This is a genomic window from Kitasatospora sp. NPDC043949, from assembly GCF_056435365.1.
In genome coordinates, this window is record NZ_JBWKEQ010000028.1 from 67,159 (window position 1) to 83,590 (window position 16,432).

The 16,432-nt window shown below is 73.5% G+C and carries 10 protein-coding genes; 4 read left to right on the forward strand and 6 right to left on the reverse strand.

Translation table 11 applies throughout. From position 1 onward, the window contains the following. Positions 1-211 precede the first annotated feature (211 nt). The 3 genes from AC07AL_RS23030 to AC07AL_RS23040 all read left to right on the forward strand — a co-directional run bounded on the left by AC07AL_RS23030 (position 212) and on the right by AC07AL_RS23040 (position 7,651). Positions 212-2,656 carry an endo-beta-N-acetylglucosaminidase gene (locus tag AC07AL_RS23030; protein ID WP_478318012.1) on the forward strand — a complete coding sequence of 815 codons (2,445 nt, stop codon included), beginning with the start codon at positions 212-214 and terminating at the stop codon, positions 2,654-2,656. Positions 2,657-2,738: 82 nt separating this feature from the next. Then, positions 2,739-6,959, forward strand: a complete 4,221-nt coding sequence (locus tag AC07AL_RS23035) for a glycoside hydrolase family 38 N-terminal domain-containing protein (RefSeq protein WP_478318013.1) — start codon at positions 2,739-2,741, stop codon at positions 6,957-6,959. Next, complete coding sequence (locus AC07AL_RS23040) at positions 6,956-7,651, forward strand: DUF7158 domain-containing protein (protein ID WP_478318014.1); 696 nt, start codon at positions 6,956-6,958, stop codon at positions 7,649-7,651. Before AC07AL_RS23035 ends, AC07AL_RS23040 begins: the two co-directional genes overlap by 4 nt. Positions 7,652-7,710: 59 nt before the next feature. Here AC07AL_RS23040 and AC07AL_RS23045 read toward each other — a convergent pair whose 3' ends face one another. From AC07AL_RS23045 to AC07AL_RS23060, 4 genes are all read right to left on the reverse strand, one after another. Further along, positions 7,711-8,898, reverse strand: a complete 1,188-nt coding sequence (locus tag AC07AL_RS23045) for an eCIS core domain-containing protein (RefSeq protein WP_478318015.1) — start codon at positions 8,896-8,898, stop codon at positions 7,711-7,713. 266 nt (positions 8,899-9,164) lie between these two features. Beyond that, positions 9,165-9,524: a YybH family protein gene (locus tag AC07AL_RS23050; RefSeq protein ID WP_363581820.1), complete on the reverse strand. Its 360-nt coding sequence runs from the start codon at positions 9,522-9,524 to the stop codon at positions 9,165-9,167. Further along, a complete protein-coding gene (locus AC07AL_RS23055) occupies positions 9,521-9,823 on the reverse strand; it encodes a muconolactone Delta-isomerase family protein (RefSeq protein ID WP_363581822.1) in 303 nt (100 codons plus the stop codon). The genes AC07AL_RS23050 and AC07AL_RS23055 overlap by 4 nt, the downstream gene beginning before the upstream one ends. 71 nt (positions 9,824-9,894) lie before the next feature. Then, positions 9,895-11,088, reverse strand: coding sequence for an MFS transporter (locus AC07AL_RS23060; protein ID WP_478318016.1), 1,194 nt, complete (start codon positions 11,086-11,088; stop codon positions 9,895-9,897). Positions 11,089-11,188: 100 nt separating this feature from the next. On the opposite strand from AC07AL_RS23060, the gene AC07AL_RS23065 reads away from it, so the two are divergent. After that, positions 11,189-11,701, forward strand: coding sequence for a MerR family transcriptional regulator (locus AC07AL_RS23065; RefSeq protein ID WP_478318017.1), 513 nt, complete (start codon positions 11,189-11,191; stop codon positions 11,699-11,701). On the opposite strand, the gene AC07AL_RS23070 is transcribed toward AC07AL_RS23065, so the two are convergent. Both AC07AL_RS23070 and AC07AL_RS23075 read right to left on the reverse strand, forming a co-directional pair. Then, positions 11,650-12,888, reverse strand: a complete 1,239-nt coding sequence (locus AC07AL_RS23070) for a cytochrome P450 (protein ID WP_400803093.1) — start codon at positions 12,886-12,888, stop codon at positions 11,650-11,652. The two genes, AC07AL_RS23065 and AC07AL_RS23070, sit on opposite strands and share 52 nt — an antisense overlap. Before the next feature lie 193 nt (positions 12,889-13,081). Then, entirely contained in the window at positions 13,082-16,288 is a 3,207-nt protein-coding gene (locus AC07AL_RS23075) for a M28 family peptidase (RefSeq protein WP_400803090.1), read from the reverse strand. Positions 16,289-16,432 lie beyond the last annotated feature (144 nt).

Here is a 16,432-nt window from a genome sequence, read left to right on the forward strand (position 1 = left end):
ACCCCCTCCCCCCCCCCCACCCCCCCCCCCCCCCCCCCCCCCCCCCCCCCCCCCCTCCCTCCCCCCCCCCCCCCCCCCCCCCTCCCTCCCCCCCCCCCCCCCCCCCGACACGGTCACCCCGCCTCCTCGCGCACCGCCACGCCCACATGCACCCGGCCCGTCCACGCCGACGGCCCGCCCCCACCCACCTCCGCTCGATCGGAGCCACCGCATGTCACGACGGATACCCCTGCTGCTCAGCGCCGCCCTCGCGGCCGCCGTGCTGGGTGCCGCCCCCGCCGCCCACGCCGGGCCGCAGGCGCCCACCACCCCGGCCGCCGGCACCCCCGGCACCCAGCCCTACGCCTCGTACTGGTACCCCTCCACCATCCTCAACTGGGACCCGGCCACCGACCCGGACGCCCGCTTCAACCGCTCCCGCGTCCCGCTCCAGCCGCGCACCAGCGACCCCGCCCTCAAGGCCAACCCCAACGCCCGCACCGGCGAAGGGAAGATCGCCTCCCTGGTCTCCTTCGGGCCCACCTCCAACAACCCCTCCCAGGGCTCCGCCGACCCCAACTACTACGCCTTCGGCTACTGGCAGTACGTCGACAAGCTGGTCTTCTGGGGCGGCTCGGCCGGCGAGGGCCTGATCCTCGCCCCCAACCCGACCGTCATCGACGCCGCCCACCGCAACGGCGTCAAGGTCTACGGCACCGTCTTCTTCCCGCCCGCCGCCTACGGCGGCCAGCTCCAGTGGCTCCGCGACTTCGTCCAGAAGTCCGGCAACAGCTACCCCGTCGCCGACAAACTCGCCCAGGCCGCCCAGTACTACGGCTTCGACGGCTGGTTCATCAACCAGGAGACCGGCGGCGGCGATTCGGCCCTCGCCACCGAAGTGCGCAACCTCATGCAGTACAGCAAGGCCAAGAGCGGCACCGAGTTCATGTGGTACGACGCCATGACCACCTCCGGCTCGGTCAACTGGCAGAACGCCCTCACCTCCGCCAACTCCCCGTTCCTCCAGGACGGTTCGAAGCGCACCTCGGACTCGATGTTCCTGAACTTCAACTGGAGCTCCGGCGGCCTGAACTCCTCCCGCGCGCTGGCCCGGCAACTCGGCCGCAGCGAGTACGACCTCTACTCCGGCATCGACACCGAGGCCAACGGCTACAACACCGGCGTCGACTGGAAGTCCCTCTTCCCGACCGGCCAGCCGCACACCACCTCGCTCGGCCTCTACCGGCCCGAATGGACCTGGAAGTCCGCCACCGACCGGGCCGACTTCTACGCCAAGGACGCCCGCTACTGGGTCGGCGCCGACAACGACCCGTCCAAGGCCAACCCCTCCGACAACTGGCCCGGCCTGGCCGGCTACGTCGCCGAGTCCTCGCCGATCACCGCCAAGCCCTTCGTCACCAACTTCAACACCGGGCAGGGGGACTTCTACAACTCCGCCGGCACCCGGGTCGCCACCGGCGGCTGGAACAACCTGTCCCTCCAGGACGTCCCGCCGACCTACCGGTGGATGGTCGACTCCAGCGGCAGCAAGCTCACCCCGTCCGTCGACTTCACCGACGCCTACCAGGGCGGCTCCTCGCTGCGCCTCACCGGCACCCTGGACGCCGCCAACACCGTGCGGCTGTACGAGACCAAACTGCCCGTCGCCGCGAACACCAAGCTGGACCTGGTGGTCAGGACCCCGGCCGCCGGGCCCACCAAGCTCAAGGCCGCGGTCTCCTTCACCGACGCGCCGAACAGCTTCACCACGATCGACGTCGGCGCCAACTCCGGTACCGGCTGGGAGCGGCACACCCTCGACCTCGCCCCGTACGCGGGCCGTACCATCGCCCAGCTCGCCCTCCGGGCCGACGGCTCCGACCCCGCCTACGACGTGCGGATAGGCCAGATCTCCGTCCACGACGGCGACGTGGGCGCCCCGGCGGCGCCCAGCGGCCTCACCGTCCTCGGCGCGAGCGACGTGACGGCGGGCTCCAGCCAGTCGCTGCGGCTCTCCTGGACGGCCGCGCCCGGCGGCGACGTCCACCACTACGAGGTGTACCGGCGCAACGCCGGCGGCAGCCGGACCTTCCTCGGCGCGACCCCCAACGACGCGTACTACGTCGGGCGGCTCGACCGGGCCGGCACCGAGGACGCCACCACCCTCGACGTCGAGGCCGTCTCCACCACCTACGGCCGCTCCACCGCCGCCTCCACCACCGTCGGCTGGACGGGCACGCCGCCCGCGACCGGCGGCAACCTGGCGCTGAACCGCCCGGCCACCGCCTCCGGCCAGTGCAACGCCGACGAAGGCCCGGCCAAGGCCGTCAACGGCAGCGTCAACGGCGGTACCGGCGACAAGTGGTGCAGCCTGAACAGCTCCAAGTGGCTCGAGGTGGACCTCGGCTCGGCCAAGCAGCTGTCGAAGTTCGTGGTCAAGCACGCGGGCGCCGGCGGTGAGAGCGCGGCCTTCAACACCCGCGACTTCTCGATCCAGGTCCGCTCGAACACCACCGACCCCTGGACGACGGTCGCCGTCGTCACCGGCAACACCGCGGGCACCACCACCCACCCGGTGACCACCACCGCCCGCTACGTCCGGCTGGTCGTCACCAAGCCCACCCAGAACACCGACCCGGCCGCCCGCATCTACGAGTTCGAGGCCTGGGGCCAGTAACCGGGCACGTCAGCAACTCCCGCCGGGCGCGGCACCCAACCCCGCGCCCGGCCCCCGCACCTGCACCGAAAGGACCCTCCCCGTGCCGGTCACCATCACCGCCGTCGAGAACACCGACCTCTTCACCGGTCCCGAGGAAGCCCCGCGCCAACTGCTGCGGGTCACCCTCGACGGCCCGGCCGCCCGGATCACCGTCAGCGGTCCGGGCGTGCGCGGCGAGGCGACCGGCACGGGGCTGGTCGAAGTCCCGTTGGAGCTCACCGGCGCCCCCGAGCCGGGCACCGAACTCCCCGTCACCGTCGAGGCGGAGGGCGCCTCCGTGGACGCCCTGGTGGAGGTCGCCGAACCCGGCTGGACGATGTTCCTGGTCTCCCACTTCCACTACGACCCGGTCTGGTGGAACACCCAGGCCGCCTACACCTCCCCCTGGGAACTGCTCTCCGCCGACGCCACCACCCGGCCGCTCTGGGAGCGCAACGGCTTCGCGCTCGTCGACGCACACATGGACCTCGCGCTGCGGGACCCGGTGTACAAGTTCGTCCTCGCCGAAGTCGACTACCTCAAGCCGTACTTCGACCAGCACCCCGAGCGCCGCGAGACCCTGCGCACGCTGCTCGAGCGCGGCCAGGTCGAACTCGTCGGCGGCACCTACAACGAGCCCAACACCAACCTGACCGGCGCCGAGACCACCATCCGCAACCTCGTCTACGGCATCGGCTACCAGCGCGACATCCTCGGCGGCGACCCGCAAACCGCCTGGCAGCTCGACGTGTTCGGGCACGACCCGCAGTTCCCCGGCCACCTCGCCGCGGCCGGCCTCACCGGCAGCGCCTGGGCCCGCGGCCCCTTCCACCAGTGGGGCCCGATCCAGAAGAACTTCCGCGAGGCCAAGGACGACGCCCGGGTGATGCAGTTCCCGAGCGAGTTCGAGTGGATCGCCCCCTCCGGCGAGGGCGTGCTCACCCACTACATGCCGCACCACTACTCGGCCGGCTGGTGGATGGACTCCTCCCCGGACCTCGCCACCGCCGAACAGGCCGTCTACGAGCTGTACCGCAAGCTCAAGCCCGTCGGCGCGACCAGGAACCTGCTGCTTCCCGTCGGCACCGACTACACCCCGCCCAACAAGTGGGTCACCGAGATCCACCGCTCCTGGGCCGCCAAGTACCTCTGGCCGCGCTTCGTCTGCGCCACCCCGCGCGACTTCCTCGACGCCGTCCGGGCCGAGCTCGCCGCCACCGGCCGCCGGCCCAGCCCGCAGACCCGCGACATGAACCCGGTCTACACCGGCAAGGACGTCTCGTACATCGACACCAAGCAGGCCCAGCGGGCCGGCGAGGTCGCGGCCGCCGACGCCGAGAAGCTCGCCACCCTCGCCGCCGTCCACGGCCTGGGGCAGTACCCCACCGCCGCCCTCGACAAGGTCTGGCGCCAACTCGCCTACGGCGCCCACCACGACGCCATCACCGGCTCCGAGTCCGACCAGGTCTACCTCGACCTGCTCGGCGGCTGGCGAGAGGCGCACGACCTCGCGGCCGCCGTCCGGGACCAGGCGCTGGACGCGCTGACCGCGCGGATCTCCACCGCCGGCGTCGGTCCGGAGGGGGCCGGCGGGTCGGCGGTGGCCGCCGGTTCGGCCGTGGTCGTCACCAACACGCTCTCCTTCGACCGGACCGACCTGGTCGTCGTCCAACTGCCCCCGCAGACCGGGGCGGTACGGGTGCTCGACGACCGGGGCGAGCCCGTGCCGAGCACCGTCGACCGGGGGGCCCTGCGCTTCCTCGCCGCCGACGTTCCCGCGCTCGGCTGGCGCACCTGGCGGCTGGTGGAGGGCCCGGCGGCGGAGCCCTGGACGGCGGCCGAGGGGGTGGTGATCACCAACGACCGCTACCGGGTGAGCGCCGACCCCGTCCGTGGCGGCGGCCTGTCCTCCGTCCACGACCTCCTGCACGACCGGGAGTTGATCCAGGGCGGCCGGATCGGCAACGAACTGCGGGTCTACGAGGAGTACCCGCAGCACCCCGACTTCGGCGAGGGCCCCTGGCACCTGGTGCCCAGCGGACCGGTGCGCGGCTCCGGCACGGCCCCGGCCGACGTGCGCCGCGAGACCGGCCCGCTCGGCGAGCGGCTGGTGATCGGCGGCACCGTCGACGGGATCCGCTACGAGCAGACCGTCACCCTGTGGCGCGGCCTCGACCGGGTCGACTGCCGCACCCGGGTCGTCGACTACTCCGGCGCCGACCGGCTGCTGCGGCTGCGCTTCCCCGTCGACCTGCCCGGCGCGCTGCCGGTCAGCGAGGTCGCCGGCGCCGTCGTCGGGCGCGGCTTCGCCCTGCCCGACGTCGACTCCGCCGAGGCGCCGTGGACCTTGGACAACCCGGCCAACACCTGGTTCGGCCTCGGCGCCACCGCGCGCGCCGTGCTGTCCGATCCGGCCGGATCGCCGCTGGGGGAGCGGGCGTTGGGCGTCGCCGAGGTGGTCGTGCCGAGCCTGGACGACGCCGCCGACGCCCGCCCGCTGGTGGTCGCCCTCGCCCGGGTCGGCGTCACCGCCACCACCTCCGGCGCCGACTGGGCCCGGTACGGCTGGCTGGACGTCGACTCCAACCTGCCCGACTTCCGGATCGTCCTCGGCGGGCCGGAAGAGAACGACGCCGCCCGGGAGTTGATCGAGCGGGCCGGCGAGGAGTACGCGAGCGTCCTCAAGACGCACGGCGCGGTGTGGGTGCCCGCACTCACCCCGCTCGCCGAGGTCTGGCAGCCCGGCGCCGACCTGCGGGACCTGCGGGCGCTGCCCGCACTGGTCGTCACGGACGCCGCCGCGCTCGTCGCGGACCTCGCCGACGCCCGGATCGGCGCCGTCTGCCCGTCCGACGTTGTGGACCAACTCGCCGACCACACCGTCGCGTTGCTCAGCTTCGGCCTGCCCGGCTTCGCGGTCGACACCACCGGAGCCCTGCACCTCTCCCTGATGCGCTCCTGCACCGGCTGGCCCTCCGGCGTCTGGATCGACCCGCCCCGGCGCACCCTGCCCGACGGCGTCTCCTTCCAACTCCAGCACTGGACACACGAGTTCAGTTACGCACTGGTCGGCGGCCCGGGCGACTGGCGGAGCCAGACCCTGCCCGCCCAGGGCCAGGAGTTCAACCACCCGCTCCACGCCCGGATCGCGCCGCCGCAGGACGGCCCGCTGCCGGCCACCCTCTCCTGGCTGCGGATCGAACCGCAGCGCGAAGTCCTGCTCGGCGCGCTCAAGCCCGCCGGCAACCCCATCGCGCACGGCTCGGCGGCGGCCGTCGGGCGCGAACTCGCCGTCCGGCTGGTCGAGTCGACCGGACTCGGGCGCACGGCGGAATTCGGCGGCGCACTCGGGCTGAGCCACCTGCGGCCCGCCGACCTGCTGGAACGCCCCCTCGGCGAGGCCGTCGAACGCGTCGACCTCGCCGGCTCGCAGATCGCCACCCTGCTCGCCGCCCCGGGCGTCGCCGCCGAGCCCGGCGGCCCGGTCCTCGGCCCGGTCGCCGAACCCGCGCAACCCGTCCACGCCCGCTACTGGCTGCACAACCGGGGTCCGGCGCCGCTCGGCTACCTGCCGGTCTCCGTCGGCGCCTCGCCCGGCCTGCTGCGGACGGACGGCGAGGCGGTCGAACTCTCCGTCGCCCTGTCCTCACAACTGCGCGACGCGGCGGTCGAGGGCACGGCCGTCGTCCTGCCGCCCGAGGGCTGGCAGACCAGCCTCGGCAGCCGCCCCTACCGGCTGGAGCCCGGCGGCCACCTGCGCTTCCCGGTCACCCTCACCCCGCCCGCCGAAGTCCTGCCCGGCCTGCACTTCGCCGCCGTCCGGATCGTGCACGACGGCCAGGAGATCGAGGACGTCGTGACCATCGCCGTCGGCGACCTCCCCAACCTGCTGCCCGTCCCCGGCGACGCCCCCGAGGACTGGACGATCGCCCAGGGCACCAAGGCCACCACCGGCCGCGACACCGGCCTGGACGTCGCCGTCTCCGAGGAGACCCTGCGCGTCACCCCGGGGGGCCGCACCACCCTCGGCCTCACCCTCACCAACCGCACCCGCGGCGAAATCCGCGGCGAACTCCAACTCGTCTCCCCCTGGGGCACCTGGGACGCCATCGCCGACCCGGTCCGCGGCTTCACCGTCCCGGCCGGATCGTCCTCGACCGTGGCCTTCGAGATCGCCGCCCCCGAATCCACCGACCCCGGCGCGTACTGGGCGCTGGCCAAGGTCATGTGGTTCGGCCGCTGCCAGTACGCCCCGACCGTCGCCCTGGAGGTGGAGGCATGACCCTCGGTCTGCTCGACGGAAAGCCCCTCCCGCGCGCCGTCCTCGACCACCGCCTCGCCGCCCTCCGCACCGGCCCGCGCTCCACCGCCCTGCCCCAGCCCGGCAGTTCGGAGGACCGCCAGCTCAGCCGCTGGGTCGCCCAGGTGCTGCTGACCGAGGCGTTGTGCGAGGCGGTCGCCACCGAGCGCGACCTGCCCGTACGGTCCACCGGCCCGGCCCGCCTGGACCAGCAGGCCGCCGTCGAACTCGGCTCCATCACCGCCGCCGCCTACGAGGGCAGCCCAGCCGTCCGAGCCGTCTACGCGGCGGTCACCGCCGACGTCGAACCCTCCGCCGCCGACGTCGCCCACTACCGCACCCTGACCACCCGCCCGCCGTCGGCCGTCTGGCACCTCGCCCTGCCCGACGGCGAACTCGACGCCAACCCCGACACCCTCCCGACCGCCCTCGCCGAAGCCCTCCGCGAGGCTCCGCCCGGCACCTGGGTCACCGCCGGCCCCTGGAGGGCCGCGCTCCGCTCCGTGCACACCGTCACAGAGGAGCACGACCCCACCGCCGACCTCACCGAGGCCGCCCGCCGCGCCGCCTTCGTCCGCTGGCTCGACCACGAGCGCGCCCGACGCCTCACCCTCGTCGAGGGATTGGAGCACCCCGGCGACCCGGCCCAACCCGACAACCACCACCGCCACTGAGACGCCACCGCTGCCGACCTCGCCGGGATCACCAGCGAGGTCGGCAGCGGAACGGGCGGTCAGACGATCTTGCAGGGCGCGTACGCGGCGCCCAGCTGAACGGCCGCGCCCAGGCGGTGGTTCCCGTCCTGGATGCTGATGCCGCCCCCGTCGACCCGGATCTTGATCGGTTCGAGCGCGGCGCTGTTCTTCATGCCGGTGACGGCGGCACTGAGCCGCTTCTCGTCGAGCCCGCCCGCCACCGTCTGCGCACGACCGCTGGCCTGCCGCAGCAACGCGACGCTCACCTCGACCAGTTGGCCGGGACGCACGCCCTGCGCGGCGAAGTCCTGCAACTGGTCGATCTGTGCGCCCTCGAAAGTCCCGGCACCGGCCCGGACGTGGTAGCTGGAGTCCCGCTGCCGGTTGACGTGGCCGCTCAGGTCCGCCTGCGCCTGCTCGGGGCCGACCTCCATGTTGACGAGCTTGTAGTAGGTCTCCAGGCCGTCGTCGACCTTGATGTACCCGTAGCTGCCGTCCTCGTCGAAGATCACGCGTTCCTCGGACCCCGCGAGCTGGTAGATCTTCTCGTAGTGCTCGTCGGTCAGCTTCTGGTCCAGGATGAGCCGCATGCCCGGATAGTCGGCGTCGACGTGGGTGTGGTCGCCCTCCGCCTCGGCGGGCTTCGCCGTGGGGCGCCGCTGCACCGAGGGCTCGCCGGCCTGCGTGCCGTGCGCGTGGGCCGCGTGCTCCGCTTCGGACTCCCGGGCGAGCGGCCGGGACAGCACCCGGGAGGCGTTCGCCTCGGCCTCGCGCTCGAAGCGGTCCGAGGGGTCGCTGACCCGCAGCCCGCTCCCGTTGTCGGTGCCCGCGACGGGGCCGCTGCGCTGCTGGATGACGTGGGTCAACTCGTGCGCGAGCGTGTGCTTGTCGCCCCCTCCATCACCGAGGACGATGTGGCTGCCCGAGGTGTACGCGCGGGCGCCGATCCCCGCGGCCGACTCCCGGGCGGTCGCACCCGTGTGCAGCCGGACATCGGAGAAGTCCGCGCCGAGCCGGGTCTCCATCTCGGCCCGGATCCCGTCCGCCATGGGCGTGCCGGGGCTCCTCAGCACCTCGTTGACGGCCGAGCGCTGCACGTCGGCCACGACTTCGTCGTGCTGCTCCAGCATCCGGCTCACCGTGGCGTTACCCACGGCCCGCTGCATGGCGGTGAGCGCCGCCGGCGTCACGACCCCGGCACCGGACGGGCGCCGCACAGGAGTCATCGGCCGACTGCTACGGCCCGGTCGTCGGTCGGCGGCAAACGCACTACCGGAGTCATGGGCACGCACAGGAAAGGCCCCTTCGAGGGATCGGCGACAGTCCCTCCCAGTTTGTTCGACCCCGCACCTCCAGCGGAAGGTACGTCAGGGCAACGTCCGATGTCCCCCGGGGCCATCTCCCCCGTCAGCCCGCCGAGCTGGGTGCTCGGCGGGCCGGGTTCACGACGTGATGTGCGACGGATCGCGGCGATGGGATGTGTCGGCGCAGTTCAGGGCAGCAGCGAGACCTGGTAGTGGGCGATGGACCAGCCGTCGTCGGAGCGCCGCAGCAGGATGCCGAGGTTGACGGTGAGGGTGGGGCGGTCGGGGAAGGCGAAGTCGACGCTGTGGTAGCCGAGGAGGAGGGTCGGGGTGAGCCGCCGGGACTCCAGGATGCGGTAGTCGGCCGTCATATCGGGGGGCTGGGAGGCGTAGTAGGCACTGATGCCGGCCCGCCCGACGGTGTACGGGTGGAGGCCCTGGAAGATCGCGTCCTCGCTGAAGCAGTCGGCTGCCTGCTCGGGTTCGTGGGCGTCGACGGCGGCCTTCCAGCGGTTGAGGACGCCGCGCAGCACGGCTTCGTCGCTCATCGGGCGCCTCCCGTGCCGGGGTCGTTGGGGTGCGGGGCGAGCGGGGTGACGGTGTCCTGGCGCCATACCCGCAGGGGCATGGAGGCGAGCGCCTGTTCCAGCCGCGTCTCGTCGGGGGCGCTGAAGAGGCCCCAGGTGCGCCATTCGCCGGGGGCGAGCGGCGGGCGCCAGAGCCGCAACAGGGCACCCTGGGCGGCGAGTTCGCGCGACCGCTGGGCCTCGCGGGCCCGGATGTCGGCGACCGCGTCCTCGGTGGTTCCGTCCGGGACGGTGGTCACCATGTCGACCAGGAATTCCATCGGTGTCCTCTCGTTCGGGGCTTACCGGAGTATCGAGGGGCGGCGCGGTCGCCGGTGCGGAGCCACGCCGGTCACGGCCGGGCGTCGTGGCCGGCGCGCAGGCTGAGGACGGAGCCGGCCAGGAGCAGGCCGACCAGGGTCAGCAGCGGGGCCGTCCAGGAGTCGGTGGCGGTGTGGAGGGCGGCGGTGAGGGCGGGGCCGGTGGCGGCGAGGAGGTAGCCGCAGGTCTGGGCCATGGTGGAGAGCGCGGCGACGTGGTCGTGGTCGGTGCCCCGGCGGGCGAAGAGCACGGCGGCCAGGGCCTGGCCGCCGCCCATGCCGATGCCGAGGATGCCGGCCCAGAGCGGAGCGCCGGTGGCGGGGGCGAGTACGACGCCGAGCAGGCCGAGGACGCAGACGGCCACCACGGCGAGCAGGTGCGGCCGCTGGTCGGCGCGGGCGGCGGCGAGGACGGGCGCGAGGAAGCCGCCGACGGCGAGGCCGAGGATGAGGACGGCCAGGTCGGTGCCGGCGGCGGTGCGGCTGAGGCCCGCGTCGACCAGGATCGAGGGCAGCCAGGCGAGGGTGGCGTAGAAGACCAGGGTCTGGATGCCGAAGAAGGCGGTCAGGCTCCAGGCGAGCGCGGTGCGGCCGACGGGCCGGCGGTGCACCGGCGCGGCGGCGGCCGGTATCCGCCGTTCCACCCGCAGCTGCGGCGCCATGCCCGCCGCCGCGAGGACGGCCGGGAGGACGGCGAGGCCGATCGCGGCCCGCCAGGACCACGCGTCGGCGACCGGCGCGACCAGGGCGGCGATCACGGCCGACCCGGTGCCCATCGCGAGGGCGTAGACGCCCATCATGGTGCCGATCCGCCGGGGCGCGAAGCGGGCCCGGACGAATACCGGGATCAGCACGTTGACGACCGCCACCGCGATGCCCACCAGCACCGTCCCCGCGTAGAGCCCGGGCAGGCCCGCGGTGCGCAGCAGCGCCCCGGCGACGAGCAGCACGCTCGCCCAGAACAGCCCGCGCTCCTCGCCGATCCGCCGCCGGGCGACGGCGCCGAGCGGCGCGAACAGGCCCATGCACAGCGGGGGCAGCAGCCCGAGCACGGTGACGGTGCCCTGGCCCCAGCCGGCGACCGGCGCGAGCGGTCCGACCTGTCCGAACGCGACCCGGGTGTTGAGGCTGAGGAGGACGAAGCCGACGACGAGCAGCGCGCCGGAGGCGGGGGCGGCACGGCCGGGTGAGGTCCGGCTGGGGGCGGAGGCGGTGCTGAGCGGCATGAGCGGCGAACCCTTCGCTGCGGCAGGAAGTTAGGCTTGCCTGAGCTTTCACGCTCAAGTGCGCTTGAGTGCAACCCGCCGGCCGTGAAGGAGACGACGCGTGGAGCAGCTCTACTCGATCACCGAGGTCGCGAAGGCCTTCGACCTCTCCGTCCCCGCCCTGCGCTACTACGAGGACTGCGGCCTGATCACCCCCGCCGCCCGCCGCGGCCGGGTGCGCCAGTACGACCGGGCGGCCCTGGAACGCCTCGCCCTGGTCCAGCTCTGGCACGTGGACGGCATGATCCCGCTCGCCGGGACGGCCGCCGTGATGGCGAGCGAGCAGGCGGCGGAGCGGAAGGCGCTGCTGGCGGCGCAGCGGGACGAGATGACGGCCCGCGCCCGCCGTCTGGAGCGCGCCGCGGCCGTCCTGACCCACATGCTCGATTGCCACCGCGACCGCCCGCTGGACTGCCCGGTCACCCACGCGCACATCCACGCCCGCGTCGACGCCGCCCTCGCCGGCGAGGAACTGGCCGACGACTTCCTCCCGCCGGCGACCGGGACCGCGACCGGGATCGGTCAGCCCAGCACCGCCGGCGTCGGCCCGTCGGGGCGGACGGTGATGCTGTAGGCGGAGCCGGTCGGGACGGATCGGAACCGCACGGTGTGGGCGGGCAGCAGGAGTTCGAGCAGCGCGGTGGTCTCGCGGACGGCGAACTGGGTGCCGAGGCAGGCGCGGGCGCCGAGGCCGAAGGGGAGGTACGCGCCGAGCTGGGCGGGGCGGGCGCCGGTGGCGGTGAAGCGGGAGGGGTCGAAGCGTTCGGGGTCGGGCCACAGGGCCGGGTCGCGGTGGGTGAGGTAGGGGCAGACCAGGACGTCGGTGCCGGCGGCGATGCGGTGGCCGTCGATCACGTCGTCCTCGACGGCGTGCCGGGGGAGCAGCCAGGCCGGGGGGTAGAGCCGCAGGGCCTCGCTGACCAGGGCCTGCGGGTCCGCGCCGCGCGCCTCGGGGTGGCGGTCGAGGAGGAGGAAGAGCCAGGTCAGGGTGGTGGCGGTGGTCTCGTGCCCGGCGACGAGCAGGGTGACGAGTTCGTCGCGGATCAACCGGTCGGTGTACTCGGGGTGTTGGGCCGAGGCGTCGAGCAGGACCCGCAGCACGCCGGGCTCCTCGGCGTCGGTCGCCGAGCGCGCCGCGTCGATGGCGGCCAGCGCGACGGCGTCGATCCGGGCGAGGTCGGCGGCGACGGCGTCCCGGGCGTCCCCGGCGTCCGTGGGCAGGGTCGGCATGGCCGCCACCACCCGTTCCACAGAACGGAGTTCATGGTCGGTGCGGTCGTCCAGCGGCAGCCCGGTGAGGGCCCGCCAGACGGTGTCGAGGGCGAATCCGCGCATCTCCTCGCCGAGGTCGAAGGTCTCGCCGCTGCGCGCGTACCCCTCCCAGCGGTCGGCCGTCCGGCGGGCGGCGGCGGCGATCCGCTGCTCGTAGCGGCGCATCCCGGTGCCGGTGAACTGGGATTGCAGCAGCCGCCGTTGGCGCTTCCAGGCGTCCCCGGTGGCGGAGAGCACGCCGTCGCCGACCAGCATCCGCGCGCGGTGCGAGCGCTTGACGTAGCGGTCGGGGTGGCGGCCGAGCACGTGCTGCACGGCGGCCGGGTCGGTGACCAGCACGGTGGGCGTGGGGCCGAGCCGGAAGGCGGCGATGCCGCCGATGCCCCGCTGCGCCCGGGCGAGCAGGTCGACGAGGTCGGCCTCCTCGCTGCGCCACTGCTCGACGGCCTCGGCGGCCAGCTCCGGTACGGGGCGGGTGTCGGTGGTCACCAGGAGTCTCCTCGGGGGTCGGCCGTCGTGGGCGGGCGGCCCGCCCCGCAGCCGACTGTACGTCAGCCGAGTGGCGGCCCGGTTACGCCCGGTGACCCGGGGGTGCGCCCGGCACACGGCTGCGCCGCGATCCGTCCCCCTCGACGGACCGCGGCGCAGCGGCTTACGGGGTGTCAGGCAGGTGACCTGCGGGTCACACGGCCTGCCACAGGGCGGGGACGATCGGCGGCTCCCAGCCGACCTGGGCGGTGTGACCCTGGAGGCAGCGGTAGCTGACCCCGTTGTAGGTCACGACGTCGCCCGCCTGGTAGGTGGTGCCGGGCGTCCAGGTGCCGCCGGGGTTGGTCGGGCCGTTGCCCACGACCAGCGAGAAGCTGGTGCTGTGGGTGGCGGAGCCGGTGCCGGTGAGCGTGATGCTGTAGGTGCCGGCCGCCGTGTTCGCGGCGGTCGCGATGGTCAGCGAGGCCGAGGCGCCGGACTGCACCGAGGACGGGCTGAAGGAGACCGTGACGCCCGCCGGGGCGCCGGAGGCGGTCAGGTTGACCGTCTGGGCGGAGCCGGAGGTGGTGGCGGTGGAGACCGTCGCGGTGGCCGAGTCGCCGGGGTTGACGGTGGCGGTGGCCGGGTTCACCGCGAGGGAGAAGTCGTTGGCGGGGGTGGTGCCGCCGACGGAGGTCTTCCAGATGGTGTAGGCCACGCCGTCGGCGCTGCGGTTCAGCGCGGTCGGGTCGATGTTGCTGGTGGTGTCGCAGGACTGGTGGTAGCAGGAGTCGTACGAACGGCCCGCGCTGCCGCCCCACTTGGTCGCCTGGCCGGAGGTCTTGACGGCGTCGGCGCCGGCCGCGTAGCCGGAGGTGGGGATGCCGGCCTGCTGGAAGGAGTAGTCGTCCGAGCGGCCCTGGCCCTCGACGTTCTCCTCCGGCTGGAGGTTGAGGGAGTCCCAGTAGGCCTTCATCGGCGCGGCGGCGGCGGAGGTGATGTTGTTGATGAAGTAGCCGGCGTTGGGCGATCCGACCATGTCGAAGTTGTAGTAGGACTTGATCGCGGAGCGCTGGGTGGAGCTGAGCTGGCCGACGTAGGACTGCGAGCCCTGGAGGCCCTGCTCCTCACCGGTCCACCAGGCGAACCGGACGTGCCGGGTCAGGGTGGGGTTCTGCTGGGCGAGGACGAGGGCGTTCTCCAGCAGGGTGGCCGAGCCGGAGCCGTTGTCGTTGATGCCGGGGCCGGCCGAGACGCTGTCCAGGTGGGCGCCGAACATGGTGACCTGGTCGGCGGGGCCGCCGGGCCAGTCGGCGATCAGGTTGTTGGACTGGTAGGTGCAGGAGGTGCAGGTCTGCTCGGTCACGGTGTAGCCGGCGGCCTGCAGCTTGCCCTTGATGTACGCCACGGACTGGCTGTGCCCGGCGCTGCCGGCCCGGCGGTTGCCGCCGTTCTGGCTGGCGATGGTGTTCAGCTGGGTCAGGTGGGCCTGGACCTTGGCGACGTCGATGTCGGGCGCGGGCCCGCCGGGGGTGCCCCCGCCGCCGACGGTCAGGGTGTACTGGGCGGTGTGGGTGGCCGCGCCGGCGGTGCCGGTGACGGTGATCACGTACGTCCCGGCCGGGGCGCCCGAGGAGGCCGACAGGGTCAGCGTCGCGGACGAACCCGTCTGCACGGAGGAGGGGCTGAGCGTCGCGGTGACCCCGGTCGGGGCGCCCGAGGCGGTCAGGTTGACGGTCTGCGCGGTGCCCGAGGTGACGGCGGTGGAGACCGTAGCCGTGGTCGAGGCGCCGGGCTGGACCGAGCCGGAGGCCGGGCCGAGCGCGAGCGAGAAGTCGTTGTTGCCGGACGGGGTGCAGGTCGGGTCGCCGCTCTGCGCGGGCACGCTGATCGCGTCCCAGGCGGCCTTGGTCCGGTTGAAGTAGTTGCAGGTCGGGTCGAGGTTCTTGGCGGCGGTCAGGGTGGTGGTGCGGTACCGCTTGTAGGTCATGCCGCTGGTCTTGAGCAGCATGCCGCCGTAGAAGACCTGGCCGGCCTGCTTGACGCCGATGCCGGTGACCGAGGAGTTGTTGCAGGTGGGGCTGGACGGCTTGCCGCCGCCCGGGTTGGAGCCCATCGACAGGAGGTAGAACCAGTGGTTCAGCGGGCCGGCCGCCGCGTGCACCTCGGTGCTGGGGATGGAGGAGGAGTAGCAGTTCGGGTCGTTGTTGACCAGTGAGGGCTGGTAGAGGTTGCGGATCGGCCCCTGGCCGACCAGGTTGACCTGCCGGCCGACCTGGTAGTCGGGGTAGTCGTAGGGCGCGGGCTGGTTGGCGTACTCCTTGGTGAGCGCGCCGAAGATGTCGCCGGTGCCCTCGCCCAGGCCGTTCTCGTTGTTGGCGCCGCCGGGGGTGTACTGGTCGATGCCGTGGCCGAACTCGTGGCCGACGACGTCCTGGGCGGCGATCCACTCGTTGTTCTGGTTGTGGCCGATGGAGACGGAGCTGCCGTCCCAGTAGGCGTTGACGTCGTTGAGGCCGACCTTGACCGGCCAGCTGCCGCCGTTGCCGTTGTGGCCGTTGCGACCGAGCCAGTCGCGGAGCATGTCCCATTCCTTCTGGGCCGCCCACATGGCGTCGGCGCAACCGGTCTCCTTGCTGGAGGGGTTGCCGGTGCCCCAGGAGTCGGAGGACTTGCTGAACACCTGGCCGCTGCTGTAGTCGGAACAGGTCAGGCCGGGCCGGTTCGGGTCGCGCAGTGAGTACGAGCCGCCGGAGTTGGTGGTGCTGATGGTCAGCGGGCCGGGGCCGTTCCACTTGCTGTTGATGGTGCCGGCGCGGACATCGTCGTAGCTGTCGATCACCTCGCCGCTGGCGGCGTCCACGAAGACGTGCAACGTGCTCGGCGCGCTCTCGGTACGGCCCTTGAGGACGGTCTCCCAGGCGAGCCGGCTCGCACCGTCCTTGACCCGGACGACCAGGCGGCGCTCGGCCACCGAGTCCACCGCGGCCAGCTTGGTGCGCGCGGTCTTCTCCGCGTTCGCCGCGCTGACCTGCGGGGTTATCGAGCCGCCGACCGGCCCGGTGGCGGCCGACTGGAGGCCGCGGACCTTGCCCTGGCCGTCGGCGAGCACCACGGCGTCGCCACCGACCACCGGCAGGCCGCGGTAGCTGCGGTCGTACGCGACGGAGTAGAGGCCGCCGAGCCAGGGGGTGACGGCCCGGCGCTCGTAGGTCTCGCCGGGGCCCTTGGCCAGTGCGTCCAGGCCGGCGGCCGCGGCCGCGTCGGCGGCGTTGACGGCTGCCGCGAGGGCGCTGGGTGGTGCGGGAGAGGGGGTGGGCGCGGCGGTGGCCGGCCCGGCCGTGGCGGCGATCATGCCGGCCAGCACGGTCAGGGTGGTCGCCGTGGTCAGCAACCGTCCTGTGGAAACTCTGCGTTGCATCGAGGCTCCTCGCATGTGGGGGTCCTCGACCGCGGACGGCAGGGCTGGTGGCCCACCGCAGGGCCGTGTCTGGGGGACGGCCGTGCGGGCCGTCCGCGCTCGGGTGCCGGAACCCTCACACGGCGTCATGCTCTGGTCAATGGC